This window comes from Candidatus Blochmannia sayi (nom. nud.), assembly GCF_059935855.1.
In genome coordinates, this window is the sequence record NZ_CP011796.1 from 54,706 (window position 1) to 74,920 (window position 20,215).

Sequence of the window (20,215 nt, forward strand, 5' to 3'; positions counted from 1 at the left end):
GGCGCAATTTGTTTGTAAGTAAAAATGCAGATAGTGTGTTTATTTATTAATAATTAATGTTTATTACAGAGAAATAATTTAAAAAGAATTGTGATTCGAACATTTTTTTCGTATTCGCAAAAGTATTATTTTTAATTGAATTAATACGAAAGTTTAGTTTGATAGTAATTAATGATTTAATGTTTCTTTGTTTGGATATTTAATAGTTATTTTATAATGAGTTAATCGATTTATTTAATAAATAGTACAAAGTATAATTGTAATGTATGTAAATATTAGTGTAATTATATAAATAAATTTAATGTAATTAAATTGATTTTAACGATTAAGAATTATTTTTTTTGATTTGGGTAAGTATTGTTTTGATAAAATTAGAAATATATGAATATGTATATATTAAAATATTTAGAAAAGTTTGTATTATGAGAAATAATAAGCATTATTAAAAAAACCGTTAAGTGTAACAAAATTACTGATATGATTAATAGCGTATTTAAAGATAGATTTAAATATTTTGATGATCAAAAAAAAATAGTGTGTGTTTTTAATGATTGAGTAATGTATGTGAGATATTAAAAAATTGGATAATTAATATTGAAAAATTCTAGTTTAGTATGAATAACTAACTAATTTTATATTTGTTCAAGGATATTTAATTCGTTAAATTAATATAATGATTTTTATTATAAATATAGATAAGGATTTATTTAATTATTTAAATCTAATGTATATGGCAGAATATGTGGGGTCTATGGTTAAACTTTGAATAATTAATTGATTTAATAATATAAGAATAATCTTCTTTTGAAGAATGAGAATTTGGTGTAACTAAATATTATAAAATATATTTTTTAAAAATATCGTTTGTTTATCTTTTTGAGCTAAAGGAATATAGGTGTTATTTACTTTTGTATTCAAACGATATAATATTATCTAATATTGTTAGTATGATAACAATATAATTTATGGGCCTTTTAAAAGGGAAAATGATTTTTATTATGAATATTATTTAATTTTTTTTGTTTCTATTTTTAAAGAAATGGGATTGTAATAATGGTTATGTAATTAATTTTAGTGTGTTAAATATATATATTTCTAATTTAAAATAATGTAAAACTTATGTAATGTATTTGGTGCAAAATTTATAGTGTGGGTGTTTTCGATCGAAGAATGTGAAAAATATATTTTTTGTATTATATAAATGGTGTGATTATTTGATAAATAGTAGGTTTTAACATATATGCACGTGAATGAAGTTCGAAATATATTATTGAAAAATTTATCATTGGAAGAAGTATATGTTTCTTGTTATGAAAATAGTTATCAAATTATAGCTGTGAGTCGTGTTTTTTGTGATATGAGCGAACTTAAGAGACATAAAATTATATACGCGCCTCTTATGCAACATATATTGAACAATAAAATTCATTCTATATCTATTAAGGCATTTAGCCCTGAGGAATGGAGTATAAAGCGTAAACTATATAATGTGTGATTTTCATCTTGAATTAATATGATATTGATATAACAATTTGCATATAGATTATGACGATAGATAGATTTTATATTCGCGGTCCTACTCCTTTAAGTGGCGAAGTGGTTATATCAGGTGCTAAAAATTCTGCATTACCTATTTTGTTTGCCACGTTGTTAACTGCAGAACCAATAGAGATCTATAATGTACCTAAATTGAAAGATATTGATGTTGCTATTGAGTTATTAAAACAACTTGGCGCAAAAATAGAGTATTGTGATATGGTGTTTGCAGATACTAGTAGCGTGAATACATATTGTGCTCCTTATGATTTAGTTAAAGCTATGAGGGCTTCAATTTGGGCGCTAGGACCATTGGTAGCGCGATTTGGGAAAGGAAAAATTTGGTTGCCTGGTGGTTGTTCGATTGGAGAACGAGCAGTGGATTTACATGTGAATGGTTTAAAAAAATTGGGAGCAACAATTGTTTTAGAAGAAGAATATGTTACAGCTTCTGTGAGCGGACGATTACATGGGGCGCATATTATTATGGATAAAGTTAGTGTTGGCGCTACAGTGACTATTATGAGCGCTGCTTCTTTGGCAGAAGGAATTACTATAATTGACAATGCCGCTCGTGAACCAGAAATTGTTGATACTGCTAATTTTCTTATGATGTTAGGAACGAATATTAGCGGAGCCGGAAGTAATAGAATTACTATTGAAGGCACTCAGAAACTAAAAGGAGGAAAGTATTGTATTATTCCAGATCGTATTGAAACTGGAACTTTTTTAGTTGCTGCTGCTATTTCGCGTAAAAATGTAGTATGTTTAGGGTCTCGACCAGATACTTTGGGATTTGTTTTAAAAAAATTACGTGAATCTGGAGCTGACATTAACACTGGTAAAGATTGGATTAGTTTAAATATGCACGGAAGGAGACCAAAAGCTATTACTGTATGTACTCAGCCGTATCCAGGATTTCCCACCGACATGCAAGCGCAGTTTACTTTACTAAATGTATTATCTGAAGGAACAGGAAAAATTGTGGAGACTATATTTGAAAATAGGTTTATGCACGTACCAGAACTTATTCGTATGGGAGCTCGTATTAAAATGACAAATAATTATATTATTTGTCATGGTGTTAATTCGTTGATTGGAACTCAAGTAATGGCATCAGATTTAAGGGCTTCTGCAAGTTTAGTGCTGGCTGGTTGTATTGCTGAAGGATTAACAATAATCGATTGCATATATCATATTGATCGTGGATATTGTCATTTTGAAAAAAAATTAAAAAATATGGGAGCTCATATTAAACGAGTAACCAATAAATAATTTGATTGCATAAAATATTTGATAATTTTTTTTAATTTTAATTAAGTTTTGTAATTTTTATATAAAGATAATTTTGTGTTAGTTTTTATTTAATAATTTGAGTGTGTATCCCTTGTAGATGTATTTTATATGATGTTATTAATAATATTGATGGTAAAATTATTAGTATATTAGTCGTATATTAGCTAGTTACAAAATAGTAATCATATGCATTGTAATTATTTTTTTTTGCTAAATTTACATTTACTATTTATATATATAGTAGTAATTAACGGAGTAATAAGAATATATTAGTATCTCCGCGTACAATATTAAGTGCTATAACTGATGGTTTTTCGTTGAGTATTTTACGTAGTTGAGATACACTATGCACTTTTGTACGATTTAGTCCAATGATTACATCGCCTTTTTGTAGTCCAATGGAGTAGGCTGGAGAATCTTTAATGACTTCTTCAACTTGAACCCCTTTTGTTCCATCTTTTAAATATCCGTTACTTAATGAAGCTCCTTGTAAAGCAGGAGTTAATACTTCTTCAGTACTACTGATAGAGGCGCTATCATCTAGCAATACTGATACTATTCGTATTTTTCCGTCTCGCAATAATCCTAGTTTTATAATTTTTCCTGGGTTAGTTGTGCCCACTTTTACTCTTAATTCTGCAAAACTTTTTATTGGTTTTCCTTCTATAGATACGATAATATCTCCTGCTTGTATATTTGCTTTAGCGGCTGCAGATCCTGGTAGAACTTCGCTGACGAATGCTCCGCGTTGTGTATCTATATTAAATGCTTTAGCAATATCAGCAGTTAATTCTGTTCCTTTTATCCCTAATTGTCCTCGTTTAACTTCTCCAAATTCAATCAATTGTTGACTTAGATTTTTTACGATATTACTAGGAATAGCAAAACCAATGCCGATATTTCCTCCTCCAGGTGCTAATATAGCAGTATTAATACCAATTAGTTCTCCCTGTAAGTTTACTAGTGCTCCTCCAGAATTTCCTCTATTTATAGAAGCATCGGTTTGAATAAAATTTTCTAATCCTTCAAGATTTAAACCGCTTCTTCCTAATGCCGATATAATACCAGAGGTTGCTGTTTGGCCTAATCCAAAGGGATTACCTATTGCAACAGCGAAATCGCCGACTTTTAAAGTATCGGAATCAGCTATTTTTATTTCAGAGAGATTTTTAAATTTTAGTAGTTGAAGTAATGCTAAGTCAGTTTGTTCATCATGGCCTATTAATTTTGCGTTAAATTCTCGTCCGTCGTTAAGTTGTATTTTAATTTTATCTGCTCCATTGACAACATGATTATTGGTGATAATATAGCCTTTGTTAGCATTAATAATTACTCCTGATCCTAATCCTTCAAATTGTCTAGATCCAAAATTTCCTCCGCCAGGGATGTCTGGTCCAAAAAAATATTTAAATTCTTTAGGTAGGGTTAGTTTTTTTGCAGGTTGAATGCCTTCTACGTGTACGCTTACTACCGTGGGAAGTACTGTATCTAACATAGGAGCCAAACTTGGCATAAATCTTGAAGTTTCTGTAGAAAAAGTTGCGTGATTAGTAGAAGATTCAGAATATGAAATTCCTAGTATAAATACTATACTTAATATATTAAGTAAATGAGTTATTTTCATAAATGGTAACTTAATTAATTAACTTTTTGGTAAGAATAATTTTCTTACTAAAATACTTGTAAAACTTCAATGTCAAATTGCATATATTTACATATTTAGAGTCAATTTTTAGTTGATTCTATGATTTTAATGTTGGAAGTGTTGTATCATATATATGCGGCATGAAGTGTAAAAATAATTTATGTGATTTTTTTGAATTTTTTTATTATTTATTATCATAATGTTTTAGAGTATTTTCTGTATTATCGGAGTAATCTAATGGTGCTTTTATTGGTAATTGTTCGTCGTTCATTTTTGTTTTTTTTACATTAAATGTATACATATTATCTTTAATGTCTGTACCTGGTAAAAAAAAGTTAGCACTTTTTTTGACATTCTGATACAGACAACGGTAGTCGTCTGCCATTTTGTTCAATAATTCTATGGTATAGCTAAAATGATTGTTTAACTCTTTTTGGTATTCATTTAATTTAATTTTATTACCTTGTAATTCGTTATGTAAAATTTTTCGGTCGTTCAATAAGTAACGTGCTCTGTAATACATCATGGTAGCGCCTATAAGAACGCCAATTACCAAACTTACAAGCATATATATACATATCATGATAGAAACTCCTGAATGTATTTAAGTGAGTATATTTAAATTTGTGTTAATTGATTATGTAATATTTATTATACAATATACTTGATTTAATATGTATTTCGTTTACTGTAATTTTATTCTACTTAGTTTTCTTTATCAATAAATAAGTATTACATAGAATAGTGTTAAATTAATAAAATTAATAGTTTGATTATAATTGATGTTTTAGATAAAAATTTTAATGATTGTAAAAATGAAAATGGTGTTTGAAAAATTTATTTCTAAATAAATTTGGTTATTTTTTAAGGGAATGATATGTAATATATATTTATTCAACATCAAAAATTAACATAATAACACTTTTATCTATTTATTTTTGTAAGTAGTAATATGTAGATTATTAAGATGTTTATAAGATCAATATTAATATATATGCGTTTTAAATTTAAATAACATTGAAAAATTTTACTTTATTAATAGTAGTATTACATGGTAATATTTATTATATGGATAGATGTGTGTTTTGTAGTATTATTTTTTAGTTGATAGGATTATTTTTGTATTGGTTGAATTTTATTTATATGAAAAATTTTATGATTAAATCAAATATATTAAAGCGGACATGGTATATAGTTGACGCAAAGAATCAAATACTTGGTCGTTTATCTACTGTAATAACTAAATATTTAATTGGAAAACATAAAGTAGAATATGCTCCGCATATGGATATTGGAGATTATGTAATTGTTTTAAATGCAAAAGAAGTTTTTGTAAGTGGGCGCAAGCGTGATAATAAGATTTATTATCATCATACTGGATATATTGGAGGCATTAAACAGTCTTCCTTTAACATGATGATGCATAAATGTCCGGAGAGAGTGATTGAAATAGCGGTAAAGGGCATGCTACCTAAAGGTTCTTTAGGTAGAATGATGTATCGCAGACTTAAAGTATATTCAGGGGATACTCATATGCATTCTGCGCAAGTACCTCAGTTTATATATTTATGATAAATAAAAAAATAAAATGGGTAAATTAGGTATGACCGATAATCAATATTATGGAACTGGGAGAAGAAAGAGTGCTTCTGCTCGAGTATTTATTCAGTCCGGAAATGGGAAAATTATTATAAATAAGCGTATTTTAAATCAATATTTTTCTAAAGATAGTATGCAAGTAATTATTAAAAGGCCTTTAAAGATAACTAATTTATTTGATAAATTAAATGCATGTATTACTGTAAGAGGAGGAGGAGTATCTGGACAAGCTGGAGCAATATGTCACGGGATGACTCGTGCTCTTTTGCAGTATGATAGTAAATTGCGTGGTATATTACGTTCGGCTGGATTAGTAACTAGGGATTCTAGGGTAGTGGAGAGAAAAAAGGTTGGTTTACGTAAAGCACGAAGGCGTCCTCAATTTTCTAAACGTTGATATTTGTTTCAGTAAATATAAATTGTGTGCATATATATTCATATATATGAAGTATATGTATATTGTTTAATATTTAATACTGGTGGGCTGGATTTAGATATAAAGTATTTATTGGTTTTTTTGAAGATGAAAAGACAATGTTATTTAATTGGTTTTAAATAATAATTTTTAGAGTGTTATGTAATAGATGCATGTTAGTTAATTTTAATAAAGTATATTGTTGTTTTATTAATTGGTAGTTAATTAGTTATTGTACAATGTTTAAAAAATTAGTGTTATGGTTTTTTAGGTAATATCTAAATTATATAGTGTTTTGTGATACTGCTATACGGTGGGATATGCATGTAGTAGTAAGTCAGTAGTGTAGTTAATTTTGCGGTTAATACACATATATTTGTTACGATTTATCTTATGATCGATAAGAGCTGTGATTGGATAATAAAGGTATATGTATATATTGTAATATAATATGCGATAAAGTGTTATTTTTATCAGCTTGGGTTTATTATGTTTATATATGACGTGATAATATAAGTTAATAAAATTATATTAGTAGAAGTATTTAAGATTATAAAAAATAAAAAATATTTAGAGTAGGATGCATGTTTTATATGTATTATAACTGTTTTGTTTTGTTATTTATTAATTTTTAGTTTGAGCTTAACTCGATATGCATGAATTGGGTATTAATTATAAAAAAATAATTTGTTAGTGTCAGTATTAATAGTGTAAATTATAGGTAAATATTAAGATAATTTTTTTAAATATATTTGTTTAATAACGAAATAGGTTTTTTGTTTCATAAAATGAAGTATATAATACAATATAGGTTTTAATTATATTTTAGGTTGTTTTTGCATAAAGTATAAGAATAAATATTAAAGTTATTATATATTGTATATTTTCATGTGAGAATTTTGATAAAAAATGGTAGATTTTCATGGATATTGTATTAATTAATGAGAATTGTTTTGTTTTTCGATGAATAAATAGCGAATTGTAAATAAAAGGTAATAATTTTAATATTTTATAATTTTACTATATAATTTGTTTTGTGATATTTTATAAATAGGTCTATGATTTTTTAATAAATATTTATATGTATACATATAAATATTTATTTTTTTATGATTCTGTTGTGACTAATTGCAGTATAATTGTTTACATATGAAGTTGTGTTTTGGAAATTTATTAATATTTTTATTGATTTTTATTTAATAATAAAAATAAAAATTTTTAGTTCATATTGATTAATAGTAATAAATTTGTGTGATTTTTCTTAGACTGCAAGTAAGTAGGTATTATATATGCACATGATTATATGTCTTTTTTTGTGTGTTATGTTGTATATGTGTTTATTTTATTTAAAGGTATTTGAGTTTGTATTTGAATGATATTTGCTTATATAAATATTCAATATGGAATGAATTGAATAATTTTAGTGATTTAGAATGTATGGAGATGAAAATATACCTCATAGTTTATTGTTGATTTTAAAATTTAATAAAAGTTTTAGAATTGTAGGTTTTATAAAACTTGTGAGTGTGTATATGTTGGTTATGTTTTGTAATTTAAAACAATTTAGTGTTTGTTTTATACATCGTGCATATATAATATTTGAATTAAAAATAATTATAAAACAGTAATAGAAATGAAATTTATTGTTAAATATAAGTGTTATGGTTTAAGTGTTTATATAAATAGTAGATATGATTGATTATTTTTTATTTATGAAAATAAGTAAAAAAGAACGAATAAAAATATAATAATTATTTGTGAGCAGTATGTATATTTTATGTGTGATGAAATACAGTAAATACGTTTTTTACTCCATTTATTGAATAAGCAATTTTTTCTAAGTATCTGCTTTCTGCATGGGTGATTTTACCTATGAGAAATACTTCTTTATTTTCTGTAATTATTTTAATACAAGAGGTTTTTAGATTTCTTGTAAAAAACAGATTTAAGTATATTTGACTACTAATCCAGAAATCTTGAAAAACAGATTGTAAAGATATTGGTTGGTCTTGACGGATTGCATTATAAATGTTTCTTGTTCCGTTAATTTTCATGACTATTTTTACAGCATCTTCTGATAAGGAAATAGAAGGTGCTTGACCAGTTAATAATACATTACCTTGATATACAGTATTTTTTATTCTTGTCGATTGTTTTATATATTGGTGTTTGTTGAGAGCATGAGCAATATGAATTTTTAAAATGTTATCATCTAATTGAGTGCCTATTGTACGAGAATCATTCCATGTGGTGGTTATAAATGCAGCAGTTCCAACGGTTAACATACTAGAACAACAGGCTTGTAATATTAATATAGAAAAGAATATCAATAGTATTTGAATAATATAATTTTTAGTGTTCATTTATATTTTTTATACGTGTTTATGAATGTGAGAATTTTGAAACACAGTTTTTGTGTATGTATGTATTGAATGAATTAATAGCAGTTATTTTTACCGATATATTTACTTGTATATAAACATGTATATACTGACAGTCAGATTATAGCATGTCATTATTAAATAATCTTAATATTTTGGTTGTATTTTTTAATTTACTTTAAAATATGTAATATAAATTGAGTATTCATTTTTGTGAATGAATTTTTTATCATATAGTGATTTATTATTGTTTGATATTTTTGTATAATCTGTAACAGATTTTATTGTTGATAACAGATTGTATTGTTGTAGATATATTTTCTACTTTTAGAAGAGACAAAGCAATTATATTAATTAATTTTTTTTAATTTGTAGTATTGATTATTGTATTAATAGTGTAATTTTTTTTATTATGTGAATTGTGTATCGCATATAATTTTTAATTGGGTATATAAAGAGATTAATTTTGATTTGGTACTATAAATGTTGTAGAAAAGAATGTAGAACTCATTTTTTGATAATTAAGAAGATTTCGAGATGATTTTTAGTTGAAGTAGGTTTTTAATATTTATTTCTATATTCTATAGATATATTGTTAGAGATAATTAATTGAGTATTTGTGTTATATATAGTTCCCACTCCTATTGGAAATTTACAAGATATTACATATCGAGCATTGTCAGTACTACGTCAAGTAGATTGTATAGCTGCAGAAGATACGCGTCGTACTCGTGTGTTACTAAACTTTTTTTCTATTCGTACAGATTTGTGCGTATTACATGAATACAATGAATTAGAAAAAATACCGATATTAATTTCAAAGTTACAAGCAGGATTGAGTGTGGCTTTAGTTTCTGATGCAGGCACTCCATTGATTAGTGATCCAGGGTATCATTTAGTTCGGTTTTGTCATAAATTAAAAATTAGAGTTATTCCGTTGCCTGGTCCGTGCGCTGCTATTACCGCGTTGTGTGCTTCTGGAATGCCAACGGATAGGTTTTGTTTTGAGGGGTTTTTACCACATAAGCGCAATTTGCGTATAAGTCGTTTACGAATTTTATCCGAAGAATCACGTACATTAATTTTCTATGATTCAAAACATCGTATAATAAATACTTTAAAAGATATGGTGAATGTTTTTGGATTAAAACGCCATGTTGTATTGGTCCGAGAATTAACTAAAATATGGGAATCTATTTATGGAGCTCCTATTGGTGAATTGTTGTCTTGGGTTCAGAAAGATAAGTTTCGTATTCAAGGGGAGATGGTTTTAATTGTATCAGGTAATTGTTTAAACAATAATGAATTATCGCCTAAAATACTGAATGTTATGAAATTGTTGACATCAGAATTATCTGTAAAAAAAGCTGCAATTTTGGTAAAATATATATATGGCGTAAAAAAAAATAAACTTTATGAGAATTATTTGAGTGAAGAACAAGCTAAAAAAATCTAATAATAAAATATTGATTAATTGATGATATAATGTTAATTATGTAGATCTAATGTTTTGTTTTAGGAGTTGACTAGACAATCGCTGCTTCTTTGTATATATAGTGATTAATTAAAAGGTATTGTATGTTTTAGTTAGTTTAATTACAAATGGAGGGGAGGAAAGTCCGGGCTCCATAGGGCGGGGTGCCAGGTAACACCTGGGAGATATTTGTAAATCTACGACAAGTGCAACAGAAAGTAAACCGCCGATAATTGTTATTACAACTTATATTTTTTTATATATATATGTAATAAATATATCAGGTAAGGGTGAAAAGGTGTGGTAAGAGCACACCATATGAATTGGTAACAGTTTATATCATGTAAACTCCACTCGGAGCAAGGCTAAATAAAAGTTCTATAGTATAGCCCGTACTGAACTGGGTAAGCCGCTAAAGCTAATGTGTGAATATTAGTTTAGATGAATGATTGTCCAAGACAGAACCCGGCTTAACGGTCAATTCTTGTTAAAATGAATAATGTAGTAAATAAAAAATGAAATATAGAGTAATTTATTTATGATGCTTGATATATTTTATCCCTGTATCATGTATTATATGAGGTTATTTAATTAGTTAATTATTGAAAATTATTTTTATGATATCTTAATGGACATAGTTTTCATTTATTATAAAAGTAATTTACATAAATGATGATCCTTACTTGAAGGAGATGTTGTGATTTATTTAGAATAGATAAGTATTTATATTTGTGTGCTATATTATTGTGGTACTTTATTGAAAGTGTTTGTATATAAACATTATTTGGATATGTTATGTTATATTCATCATTACAAATATAACATTCAGAATATGTATTCGATTGGAAAGTATAAAAAAAATCTGATCTGTCTGTAGAATTTATTCAAAAATTTAGATTAATGATATTTTAATTTTTGTTATTAACAACAGTAACTGATATTATGTATCATTTTTTTTAATAAAATAAATAATATTTTTATTTTTATAGATAAGTTGATTTATTTAAATTGAATTTATTTGCCACAGAGATCAATATGATTTTTAAATTTTTTGATCATACATATTGTATATGCTGTAGAATTAGGTAAATTATGAGTATTTTAAGAGAATTAGTAAATATAATATGGCAAGATAATACTACATTTTTTCCTAATGTAAGATTGGTTTTAGTTATTTATTTATTAGTCTTTTTTATTCTTTTTTTAGAAAATGCTATTCTTCCGGCAGTTTTTTTACCCGGGGATACCTTGTTAATTATGTTAGGAGTTTTGATTGCCAAGGGTGTTTTAAATTTTATTATGACTTTAGGAATTTTAACTATAGCAGCAAGTTTAGGTAGTTGGATAAGTTATTTACAAGGTAAGTTTTTAGAGAATAATAAAAGTATAAAACATTGGTTATCTCTTTTGCCTAATAAATCTTATCAAAAGGCATATCATATGTTCAATAAACATGGATTATCTGCACTTTTTGTGGGTCGTTTCATAACACTTGTACGGACGGTACTGCCTATTATTGCAGGAGTATCTGGATTAAATTCTTGTCGGTTTCAATTATTTAATTGGATTAGTTCATTTTTATGGGTTTTAATACTTATCGTGATAGGTTTCTTATTAGAGCGATCAGAAATTATATGTTTATTTTCATATAAATGAATAAATTTAGTTTGTGATAATTAGTTATGTAGTAGTTTTGATAGTGAAAATTAAAATTAAAATATAAGTTTTGTATGTATATTGTCGTATATTTATATATATTATTAATATTTAAATATTATTATTTTCATGAGATACTACGAAAATAATACTTAATGTGCATCGTAGGTTTTATTTATATATATTGTGCGTTATTGTTATTATGTGCGATGTGTGATTGATGACCCCTGCTGGATTCGAACCAGCGACCAAGCGATTATGAGTCGCCTGCTCTAACCAATCTGAGCTAAGGGGCCATGTTTGTTTTGTTTCTGAATCACGTGCAGTAATACGTTTTGATGTCTTGATTCATATGAATTTTGTTTTTCCATTCAAGGAATTTATTCTGTATAATTTTTGTTAGTTTTATTGATGTTTATATCTAGTTACATTTTTAAATATTTTTTATTTCCGTAGTGTACAATAAATTATATATAATTAATAGAAAATTATTGTTTAGATATATATTATTTGCATAATACATTGTAAATTAGCATATGATCTTTAATTATAACGAGAACAGATTATATAATTTTTGTATTTATAAAACATAACATTCTTATTTATTTAATCATCTAGGAAGCTTCTTAAGATTTCAGAACGACTAGGATGACGTAATTTTCTTAAAGCTTTTGCTTCTATTTGGCGAATGCGTTCACGGGTTACGTCAAATTGTTTTCCCACCTCTTCTAGAGTGTGATCAGTATTCATGTCAATACCAAAACGCATACGTAATACTTTGGCTTCTCTTGGAGTTAATCCAGCAAGTACATCATGAGTAGCAGCTCGTAAATTGTCTGAGGTCGCTGAATCTAAAGGTAAATCAAGATTAGTATCTTCGATAAAATCTCCAAGATGAGAGTCGTCATCATCTCCTATAGGTGTTTCCATAGAAATAGGTTCTTTAGCAATTTTTAGTACTTTTCTAATTTTATCTTCTGACATAAACATGCGTTTTGCTAATTCTTCTGGTGTAGGTTCATGCCCTATTTCTTGCAACATTTGTCGAGATACTCGATTAAGTTTATTAATAGTTTCTATCATATGTACTGGAATACGTATGGTGCGTGCTTGATCTGCTATTGATCTAGTAATTGCTTGGCGAATCCACCAAGTAGCATAAGTAGAAAATTTGTAACCACGACGATATTCAAATTTATCTACAGCTTTCATTAACCCAATGTTACCTTCTTGGATTAAATCTAAAAATTGTAATCCTCTATTTGTATATTTTTTAGCGATAGATATAACTAAACGAAGATTAGCTTCGATCATTTCTTTTTTAGCTCTGCGAGCTTTAGCTTCTCCTATTGACATACGGCGATTAATATCTTTCACTTGTTCTATTGTTAGTCCTGTTTCTTTTTCAATTTGATGTAGTTTTAATAAACTATGTTGTACTTTTTCATTAACTTTATGTAATTTTTCTGACCATGGAGTGCGCATGGATAAAGCTGTATTAAACCAAGCTTTATTGGTTGCATTACCTGAAGAAAATAATTCTATAAAGTTTTTTTTTGGCATTTTACTAATTTCAACACATAATTTCATAATTAATCGTTCTTGTGTGCGCACTTGTTCCATTATAGATCGCATGTTATTAACTAAGTAATCAAATTGTTTTGGTACTAATCTGAATTGTTTAAACACTGTAGAAAGTTTCAGGATTTCTTTTGATGCTTGAACATTGTTGCGTCCATTATATTTAATTATTTTTCGTGTTATTTCGTGTTGTTCACGTAGTGCTATAAATTTTTTACGAGCTATTTCAGGATCAATATTATTATCATCGTTATTTTCTTCTTCAGATATTGTATCGGTAGTAGATTCAGAAGTGATATGAGTGATATGTGTGTGTGTAGTATGATGTACTGGTGTATTTTCATTTATATCAGTATCTACAAAACCTGTAATTAATTCTGAAAGACGTGTTTCACCGGTTTCTACACGTTTGTATTGTTCTAAAAGATAAGTGATTGCTTCTGGATATTCAGCAACTGAACATTGCACTTGATTTATTCCATCTTCAATTCTTTTAGCAATATCTATTTCACCTTCTCGGGTTAATAATTCTACTGTGCCCATTTCCCGCATATACATCCGTACTGGATCGGTTGTTCTAATTAAGTCTGATTCAACATTAGCTAATGCTTGTACTGCTGCTTCTGTCGCATCGTCTTCATCATTATTAGAGTTAGTATGTTCAATTAATAGAAATTCATCGGCATTGGGAGCTTCTTCCATAACTTGAATACCCATATCATTCATCATTTGGATTATGTTTTCGATTTGACTAGGGTCTATAATATCTTCTGGTAAATGATCGTTGACCTCAGAAAAGGTTAAATATCCCTGTTCTTTCCCGCGTGTGACAAGTAATTTAAGTTGTAATTGTGGGTTATGTTCCATAAAAATACTTCCACGTTTTTGAAGTAATATCTAAGGGTTTAATAGATAATGTAATACCATCTATCAATGATATGTAAAAATAAAAATTATTTAAAAGTAATTCATTCAGGAGGTATTTTCATGATTGTTTTCATTAGTAAAATTGAGTCCAAAAAAGTTTATAATTTTTTTATATTAATGTTTCGATAGTGTTTGGTTTAATAGCCATAATTCTTGACGTTCTTTCATTGTCAGGCCAGATACACGATCCCGAGCAATAAGTATTTCTTGATGTCGTTCAAGCGTTAAATTATATAATTTAGTTAGCGCATCAATAAAAGCGGTTTCTATCATATCATTTGTAATCAAGTGGTTCCAATATGCTAGTGTTTCAATTTTAGAAAAAAATTTATTCCCACGATAGTGTTCTAATAGTTGGACAGTGGTTAATTCTGGATATATTTGACATATTTGAACGAGATCGATAAATATTGATATATTGTCTTGATTTAATTGTTCTAATCCTTGTACATTCGGTACTAATTTTACAAGCCATGGATTTTGTATTAATAATCCTATCAATGTTTCTTCTATACTATGATTGATATGATGTTTTTTTGTTTTATTGGTTGGTATAATATTTTTTTTTGTGAGTAATTGGTTTAATTTGTTATCATCTAAAATTCCTATTTTGTTGCCTAATTTTTGAAGCAAGCATAACCTTAGTGTTTTTCCTGGGATTTTGTTGATCATGGGTAATATTAAGTTGCTTAATTTAATTCGTCCGTTTAATGTTTGTAAATTTATTTTTTGTGATGACGTTTCAAACAAAAAATTTGATAAATCTTGTGTTTGTGTTAATTTATTTAAGAAGTTATTTTTTCCTATTTTACGTATTAATGTATCAGGATCTTCTCCATTAGGCAAAAATGTAAAGTTTATTTGACGACCATCAGTAAGGTACGGTAGCGCAGTGTTTAATGTACGCCAGGCAGCTTTTTTGCCGGCATCGTCACCATCGTAACAACAAGTAATTTGATCGGTAATACTATATAATAATCGAAGATGATGAGTAGTAATAGAGGTTCCCAAAGAAGCAACTGCGTAATTAATTCCAAATTGTGTCAATGTGATAACATCAATATAGCCTTCCACTAAAATTACACAGGAAATATTTTTACGTTGTATATTTATTTCGTATAAACCATACAAATGATGACTTTTTTTAAAAATTTCGGTGTCTGGAGAATTTAAATATTTGGGAATTTGGTTATTCGTAACGACGCGTCCTCCAAATGCTACAATGTTTCCTGCCATATCCCGTATAGGGAACATGAGACGAGCTCGGAATCGATCGTATTTGTATTTTGAGTTTTTATTAATTAACATTCCTGATTGATCAAGTAATATTTGATCGTGTTTTGTAAGACTAAATTTTTGTATTATGTTATTCCATCCTGGCGGAGCAAATCCAATGTTAAATTTCTCAATGGTTTCTTCATTTAATCCACGGTTTTGCAAATATTTGTAAGCATACAAGTATTTTTTTTGAGTTAATATATTTTTATAGTATTCGCACAACTCATTCATTAATTTATATAATTTATTTTTTTGACAATTATTGTTTTTGTAAATGTTAGAATGTAATTGAATTGGAATTCCGTGCATGTTTGATAGTTCTTTGATAGTTTCGATAAAAGTGAGTCGGTCGTAATTCATCAAAAAATCTATTACATTGCCATGTGCTCCGCAACTAAAACAATAATAGAATTGTTTTTCTATATTGACAGTAAACGATGGGTGCTTTTCAACATGAAATGGGCAACAGGCCAGAAAATTTTTCCCTTGTTTTTTTAAAGAAATACGTTGACTGATTACATGAACTATGTCAGTGCACGATATCAACTCATTGATTATTGTTTTTGGAATACGAGTAATTGTATCTCCTTAGTGTTTTATTATTGAAGTTGTACGTTGCATTAATCCAATCTTCTCTTTTGTGATGATATGTGTATATATGACACATGCATTTAAATTTGTATTAATTATAAAAATCAATAATAAAAAATTTTCTACATATTATTAAAAGTAAAAAATATTATTTAATACAAGCGAATGCGTCGCAAGTTTTCTCGGGCTAATTTTTTAGTATGACGTTTTATTGCTGATGCCTTGGCTCGTTTGCGTTCTGTAGTTGGTTTTTCATAAAATTCTCTACGACGTACTTCGGATAAAATTCCTGATTTTTCACAAGATCTTTTAAACCGACGTAGCGCTATATCGAATGATTCATTTTCGCGTACTTTAATTATTGGCATATACCTCTCTCTACGAGTATTATATTATAATCGAATATAGTTATTTTTTGTAATGAAATAGTGTACCTTTAAAAACTATATGACATAATATCAGTTATTATGATTAAAATATAGAATTAATATGTAGCATTTTATGTTTTTTAAGTAAAATATGGAAGTGTATATGCGTGTTTTAGGTATTGAGACATCATGTGATGAAACCGGTGTAGCGATTTATGATCAACATCAAGGATTATTAGCTAATCAGCTATACAGTCAGAATGTATTACATGCTAATTATGGAGGAGTTGTGCCTGAATTGGCTGCTCGAGATCATGTACGGAAAATAGTTCCTTTAATTTTATCTGCGTTAGAAGAAGCCAATTTAGATGCTGAAGATATTGATGGAATTGCGTATACTGCTGGACCTGGTTTAATTAGTGCGTTATTAGTTGGAGCAACCGTTGCTAGAACACTTGCTTATGCTTGGAAAATACCCGCCATTGATATTCATCATATGGAAGCTCATTTATTGGCACCAATGTTAGAAAAAAACCCCCCTAAATTTCCGTTTGTAGCATTGTTGGTATCTGGCGGGCATACTCAACTTATATTGGCAACTAATGTAGGAGAATATCAAATATTGGGGACATCTGTTGATGACGCTGTTGGAGAGGTGTTTGATAAGATCGCTGTATTATTGGGTTTAAAATATCCTGGAGGTGCTTTGTTATCAAAAATGGCTCGACAAGGTGTTTCAAATAAATATGTATTTCCGCGTCCTATGATTAATCGACCAGGTTTAAATTTTAGTTTTTCTGGATTAAAAACTTTTGCGGTGAATACTATTATGTCAAATTCTAGCGATATGCAAACTCGAGCTGATATCGCGCGTGCATTTGAAGATGCAATTATCCAAACATTGGTAATTAAGTGTCGTCGTGCATTAAATCAAACTGGGTTAAAATCTTTAGTAATATCAGGGGGTGTTAGTGCTAATTATGTGTTGAGAGCGCATCTTTCTAAGATGATCCATATCTTAAAAGGAACGTTGTTTTGCTCTAGACCAGAGTTTTGTACAGATAATGGGGCTATGGTAGCTTATACTGGGTTGATTAGATTGCAAGCTGGACTGTTTAGCGATTTATCAATTTTAGTGAGACCACGTTGGTCTTTAGAAATTCTGCCTCGGATAAAATAATAAGTGTTATAACTGTTATGAAAAATATTTTTTTATATTAACTATGCCAAATATTGTGTTCTTTACGATTCCATAATCGTTTTATGTTTTCGGTGTGTTTTATTAGAATTAAACAGGATATTATGATTGTTGTAAATAGGTATTGTGATTTAAAATACCAAGCATAACAAGGTATAATTACCGCAGTAATGATAGCACCTAATGAAGAGTATCCAAATGATAGAACGGTAAATGTCCAAGTACATATCATAACGATAAAAAGATCAAAATTTATTGTAGTAAGTGCTCCAAATGCGGTGGCTACTCCTTTTCCTCCATAAAATTGAAAAAATATAGGGTACATATGACCTATGCAGGCTAAAATAGCCGTTGTTCCTAAAAAAATAGGTGGAATTTTTAGGTAATATCCCAACCATACTGGAATGGAACCTTTGAGTATATCAAATAATATTACACTAGTTGCTATTTTATAACCTGCGATTCGTAAGATATTAGTAGCACCTGGATTTTTAGAACCAAAATATCTTGGATCTGGCAAATTAAATGTTTTACAGATCAAAATAGCACTAGATATTGATCCTAAAAAATAAGCAAATATTATTGTTATAATAGAAAAAATAATCATAATTTGTTTTATTGAAAATTAAAATGTTTATTATTACATATATTTTATATTTAGTGTGTATAAAATAGTTAATATTAGTTTAATTTAAAGCTTATTAGTTTAAAATACTATCATATACTGTTATGGATATTTTATTTATCGAACGGTTAATCGTAATGGCATTTATAGGTATACATAATTGGGAAAAAAGATGTTTACAAAAATTAATTTTTGATTTGAAATTGGCATATAATGCTACATTTATTTTGGACAGTAAAAGCATGGCGTCTTATATAGATTATACTCAAGTAAGCAAGGTTATATTTGATTTAGTGAGCGAGAAGCATTTTTTATTGATAGAAGATGTTGCTAATATAACGGCAAATGTGCTAATGCAAAATTTTTCTACTTCTTGGGTTCGTATCAAGGTGAGCAAGCCTGGCGCAATTCATAGTGCTTCTAACGTTGGCGTATGCATTGAACGTGAACGGGAAAGATAAAAGAAATTTTATAATTTTTTGTGAGTGAATCAGTTTGTTAGAATCTATGTCAATAGACATATATAACGAAGTTTTTAAATAAATACAGTTATTTTATATGAATTGTGAGGTATGATAAATGTTTTGTATGCACCGAAATTGTATTTGGTTTAGTGCATTTGTATTGTTCATGTTAGGTTGTCAATGTTAGATATTCATAAATTAGTTGTTTCATTGATTTTGGGGATAGTAGAGGGTTTGACAGAATTTTTACCTGTTTCTTCAACAGGACATGTGATAATAATGGAAAATATTTTAGGTTATACGGATGATTCAGTTAAAACTTTTGCTATAATCATTCAATTGGGGGCTGTTTTATCTATAATCATGATGTTTTGGAATAGATTATATAGAATGTGTGTTGTTTGTATAAAAAAAATATTTATCAAACAACATTATGAAAATAGTCACTTATGTATTCATCATATATTATTAGGAATATTTCCTGGGATAGTTTTAGGTTTTATTTTTTATGAAAAAATTAGATTTATTTTAGAGTTGACATGCATTATGTATGGATTGGTAATTGGAGGTATATTTTTATTGATTGGAGAGTTATGTTTAACTAAAAAATCTAATGTGTCAAATATAGATCATATAACTTGTTTACAGGCGTTTTTAATAGGATGTTTTCAATGTTTATCTTTTTGGCCAGGGTTTTCTCGCTCTGGAGCTACTATAGGGGGTGGTTTATTAGTTGGATTGAATAGACGTACAGCGTCAGAATTTTCATTTTTTTTAGCTATTCCTACTGTAGTTGGTTCTGTAGTGTTGACTGTGTATCATTGTGGATCTCGTATTAGTATCATAGATGATGGGTTGCTGTTAATCAATGGTTGCGTTGTAGCATTTATTATAGCCTTGTGTACTATAGGGTATTTTTTAAAAATAGTTCAAAATATTTCTTTGATTCCCTTTGCTATATATCGATTTTTATTGGCTGGAGGTATTTATTGGGGGTTGATTGTGTAATGAAAATTGATGTTGCGATTATTTAATGTGATTTTAACTTAATACATTGAGTGATAATTAGTGTGTTTGTGTTAGATAGGAAATAATACTATTATTTTAATGTGTATGTGTGGATCATATGATAATAAGAATTGGTTCATCGTTGTTTATGTGTTTTGATAAGTAAATTTAAT

Annotated in this window: 16 protein-coding genes, 1 tRNA gene and 1 other RNA gene; 10 read left to right on the forward strand and 8 right to left on the reverse strand. The window is 28.0% G+C overall.

Annotated elements, in window-relative coordinates; genetic code table 11:
• The first annotated feature begins 1,240 nt into the window (after positions 1-1,240).
• The gene (locus Bsayi582_RS00225; RefSeq protein ID WP_500815817.1) at positions 1,241-1,495 is read left to right on the forward strand and encodes a BolA family protein; all 255 of its coding nucleotides are present in this window, start codon (positions 1,241-1,243) and stop codon (positions 1,493-1,495) included.
• Between the two features lie 50 nt (positions 1,496-1,545).
• Entirely contained in the window at positions 1,546-2,811 is a 1,266-nt protein-coding gene (gene murA, locus Bsayi582_RS00230) for a UDP-N-acetylglucosamine 1-carboxyvinyltransferase (RefSeq protein ID WP_500815818.1), read from the forward strand.
• 268 nt (positions 2,812-3,079) lie between these two features.
• On the opposite strand, the gene Bsayi582_RS00235 is transcribed toward murA, so the two are convergent.
• Both Bsayi582_RS00235 and Bsayi582_RS00240 read right to left on the reverse strand, forming a co-directional pair.
• The gene (locus tag Bsayi582_RS00235; RefSeq protein ID WP_500815819.1) at positions 3,080-4,456 is read right to left on the reverse strand and encodes a Do family serine endopeptidase; all 1,377 of its coding nucleotides are present in this window, start codon (positions 4,454-4,456) and stop codon (positions 3,080-3,082) included.
• Positions 4,457-4,661: 205 nt separating this feature from the next.
• Entirely contained in the window at positions 4,662-5,060 is a 399-nt protein-coding gene (locus tag Bsayi582_RS00240; protein WP_500815820.1) for a Z-ring associated ZapG family protein, read from the reverse strand.
• 560 nt (positions 5,061-5,620) lie between these two features.
• Here Bsayi582_RS00240 and rplM point away from each other — a divergent pair.
• The gene (gene rplM, locus Bsayi582_RS00245; RefSeq protein ID WP_500815821.1) at positions 5,621-6,049 is read left to right on the forward strand and encodes a 50S ribosomal protein L13; all 429 of its coding nucleotides are present in this window, start codon (positions 5,621-5,623) and stop codon (positions 6,047-6,049) included.
• A 31-nt stretch (positions 6,050-6,080) separates the two neighbouring features.
• Entirely contained in the window at positions 6,081-6,473 is a 393-nt protein-coding gene (rpsI, locus tag Bsayi582_RS00250; RefSeq protein WP_500815822.1) for a 30S ribosomal protein S9, read from the forward strand.
• A gap of 1,793 nt (positions 6,474-8,266) precedes the next feature.
• Here rpsI and dolP read toward each other — a convergent pair.
• Positions 8,267-8,854 carry a division/outer membrane stress-associated lipid-binding lipoprotein gene (gene dolP / locus Bsayi582_RS00255; RefSeq protein ID WP_500815823.1) on the reverse strand — a complete coding sequence of 196 codons (588 nt, stop codon included), beginning with the start codon at positions 8,852-8,854 and terminating at the stop codon, positions 8,267-8,269.
• A gap of 637 nt (positions 8,855-9,491) precedes the next feature.
• Between dolP and rsmI the strand changes: the two genes are divergently transcribed.
• The 3 genes from rsmI to Bsayi582_RS00270 all read left to right on the forward strand — a co-directional run bounded on the left by rsmI (position 9,492) and on the right by Bsayi582_RS00270 (position 12,002).
• Positions 9,492-10,328 (forward strand): 16S rRNA (cytidine(1402)-2'-O)-methyltransferase, encoded by an 837-nt coding sequence (rsmI, locus tag Bsayi582_RS00260; RefSeq protein WP_500815824.1) that lies wholly within the window; start codon positions 9,492-9,494, stop codon positions 10,326-10,328.
• 62 nt (positions 10,329-10,390) lie between these two features.
• An RNA gene (gene rnpB / locus Bsayi582_RS00265) (RNase P RNA component class A) lies at positions 10,391-10,835 on the forward strand.
• Between the two features lie 603 nt (positions 10,836-11,438).
• Positions 11,439-12,002 (forward strand): DedA family protein, encoded by a 564-nt coding sequence (locus Bsayi582_RS00270; RefSeq protein WP_500815825.1) that lies wholly within the window; start codon positions 11,439-11,441, stop codon positions 12,000-12,002.
• 221 nt (positions 12,003-12,223) lie between these two features.
• Here Bsayi582_RS00270 and Bsayi582_RS00275 read toward each other — a convergent pair.
• From Bsayi582_RS00275 to rpsU, 4 genes are all read right to left on the reverse strand, one after another.
• Positions 12,224-12,298: transfer RNA gene (locus Bsayi582_RS00275), tRNA-Ile, on the reverse strand.
• 310 nt (positions 12,299-12,608) lie between these two features.
• Positions 12,609-14,450, reverse strand: a complete 1,842-nt coding sequence (rpoD, locus tag Bsayi582_RS00280; RefSeq protein WP_500815826.1) for an RNA polymerase sigma factor RpoD — start codon at positions 14,448-14,450, stop codon at positions 12,609-12,611.
• 174 nt (positions 14,451-14,624) lie between these two features.
• On the reverse strand, positions 14,625-16,367 hold the full coding sequence (gene dnaG, locus Bsayi582_RS00285) for a DNA primase (RefSeq protein ID WP_500816072.1): 1,743 nt from the start codon (positions 16,365-16,367) through the stop codon (positions 14,625-14,627).
• A gap of 164 nt (positions 16,368-16,531) precedes the next feature.
• Positions 16,532-16,747 carry a 30S ribosomal protein S21 gene (rpsU, locus tag Bsayi582_RS00290; RefSeq protein ID WP_500815827.1) on the reverse strand — a complete coding sequence of 72 codons (216 nt, stop codon included), beginning with the start codon at positions 16,745-16,747 and terminating at the stop codon, positions 16,532-16,534.
• 163 nt (positions 16,748-16,910) lie between these two features.
• Here rpsU and tsaD point away from each other — a divergent pair, with 163 nt between their 5' ends.
• Complete coding sequence (gene tsaD, locus Bsayi582_RS00295; protein ID WP_500815828.1) at positions 16,911-17,927, forward strand: tRNA (adenosine(37)-N6)-threonylcarbamoyltransferase complex transferase subunit TsaD; 1,017 nt, start codon at positions 16,911-16,913, stop codon at positions 17,925-17,927.
• A 37-nt stretch (positions 17,928-17,964) separates the two neighbouring features.
• Here tsaD and plsY read toward each other — a convergent pair whose 3' ends face one another.
• The gene (gene plsY / locus Bsayi582_RS00300; protein WP_500815829.1) at positions 17,965-18,552 is read right to left on the reverse strand and encodes a glycerol-3-phosphate 1-O-acyltransferase PlsY; all 588 of its coding nucleotides are present in this window, start codon (positions 18,550-18,552) and stop codon (positions 17,965-17,967) included.
• Positions 18,553-18,674: 122 nt separating this feature from the next.
• Between plsY and Bsayi582_RS00305 the strand changes: the two genes are divergently transcribed.
• Together Bsayi582_RS00305 and Bsayi582_RS00310 are read left to right on the forward strand one after the other, a co-directional pair.
• A complete protein-coding gene (locus Bsayi582_RS00305) occupies positions 18,675-19,031 on the forward strand; it encodes a dihydroneopterin aldolase (protein ID WP_500815830.1) in 357 nt (118 codons plus the stop codon).
• A 183-nt stretch (positions 19,032-19,214) separates the two neighbouring features.
• Positions 19,215-20,042, forward strand: coding sequence for an undecaprenyl-diphosphate phosphatase (locus tag Bsayi582_RS00310; RefSeq protein ID WP_500815831.1), 828 nt, complete (start codon positions 19,215-19,217; stop codon positions 20,040-20,042).
• Positions 20,043-20,215: the final 173 nt, after the last annotated feature.

What these genes read in the sequence shown, in the direction of transcription:
- Bsayi582_RS00225 (WP_500815817.1), top strand. Translation starts at nt 1,241, where the DNA reads ATGCACGTGAATGAAGTTCGAAATATATTATTGAAAAATTTATCATTG.
- murA (WP_500815818.1), top strand. Translation starts at nt 1,546, where the DNA reads ATGACGATAGATAGATTTTATATTCGCGGTCCTACTCCTTTAAGTGGC.
- Bsayi582_RS00235 (WP_500815819.1), bottom strand. Translation starts at nt 4,456, where the DNA reads ATGAAAATAACTCATTTACTTAATATATTAAGTATAGTATTTATACTA.
- Bsayi582_RS00240 (WP_500815820.1), bottom strand. Translation starts at nt 5,060, where the DNA reads ATGATATGTATATATATGCTTGTAAGTTTGGTAATTGGCGTTCTTATA.
- rplM (WP_500815821.1), top strand. Translation starts at nt 5,621, where the DNA reads ATGAAAAATTTTATGATTAAATCAAATATATTAAAGCGGACATGGTAT.
- rpsI (WP_500815822.1), top strand. Translation starts at nt 6,081, where the DNA reads ATGACCGATAATCAATATTATGGAACTGGGAGAAGAAAGAGTGCTTCT.
- dolP (WP_500815823.1), bottom strand. Translation starts at nt 8,854, where the DNA reads ATGAACACTAAAAATTATATTATTCAAATACTATTGATATTCTTTTCT.
- Bsayi582_RS00270 (WP_500815825.1), top strand. Translation starts at nt 11,439, where the DNA reads ATGAGTATTTTAAGAGAATTAGTAAATATAATATGGCAAGATAATACT.
- rpoD (WP_500815826.1), bottom strand. Translation starts at nt 14,450, where the DNA reads ATGGAACATAACCCACAATTACAACTTAAATTACTTGTCACACGCGGG.
- rpsU (WP_500815827.1), bottom strand. Translation starts at nt 16,747, where the DNA reads ATGCCAATAATTAAAGTACGCGAAAATGAATCATTCGATATAGCGCTA.
- tsaD (WP_500815828.1), top strand. Translation starts at nt 16,911, where the DNA reads ATGCGTGTTTTAGGTATTGAGACATCATGTGATGAAACCGGTGTAGCG.
- plsY (WP_500815829.1), bottom strand. Translation starts at nt 18,552, where the DNA reads ATGATTATTTTTTCTATTATAACAATAATATTTGCTTATTTTTTAGGA.
- Bsayi582_RS00305 (WP_500815830.1), top strand. Translation starts at nt 18,675, where the DNA reads ATGGATATTTTATTTATCGAACGGTTAATCGTAATGGCATTTATAGGT.
- Bsayi582_RS00310 (WP_500815831.1), top strand. Translation starts at nt 19,215, where the DNA reads ATGTTAGATATTCATAAATTAGTTGTTTCATTGATTTTGGGGATAGTA.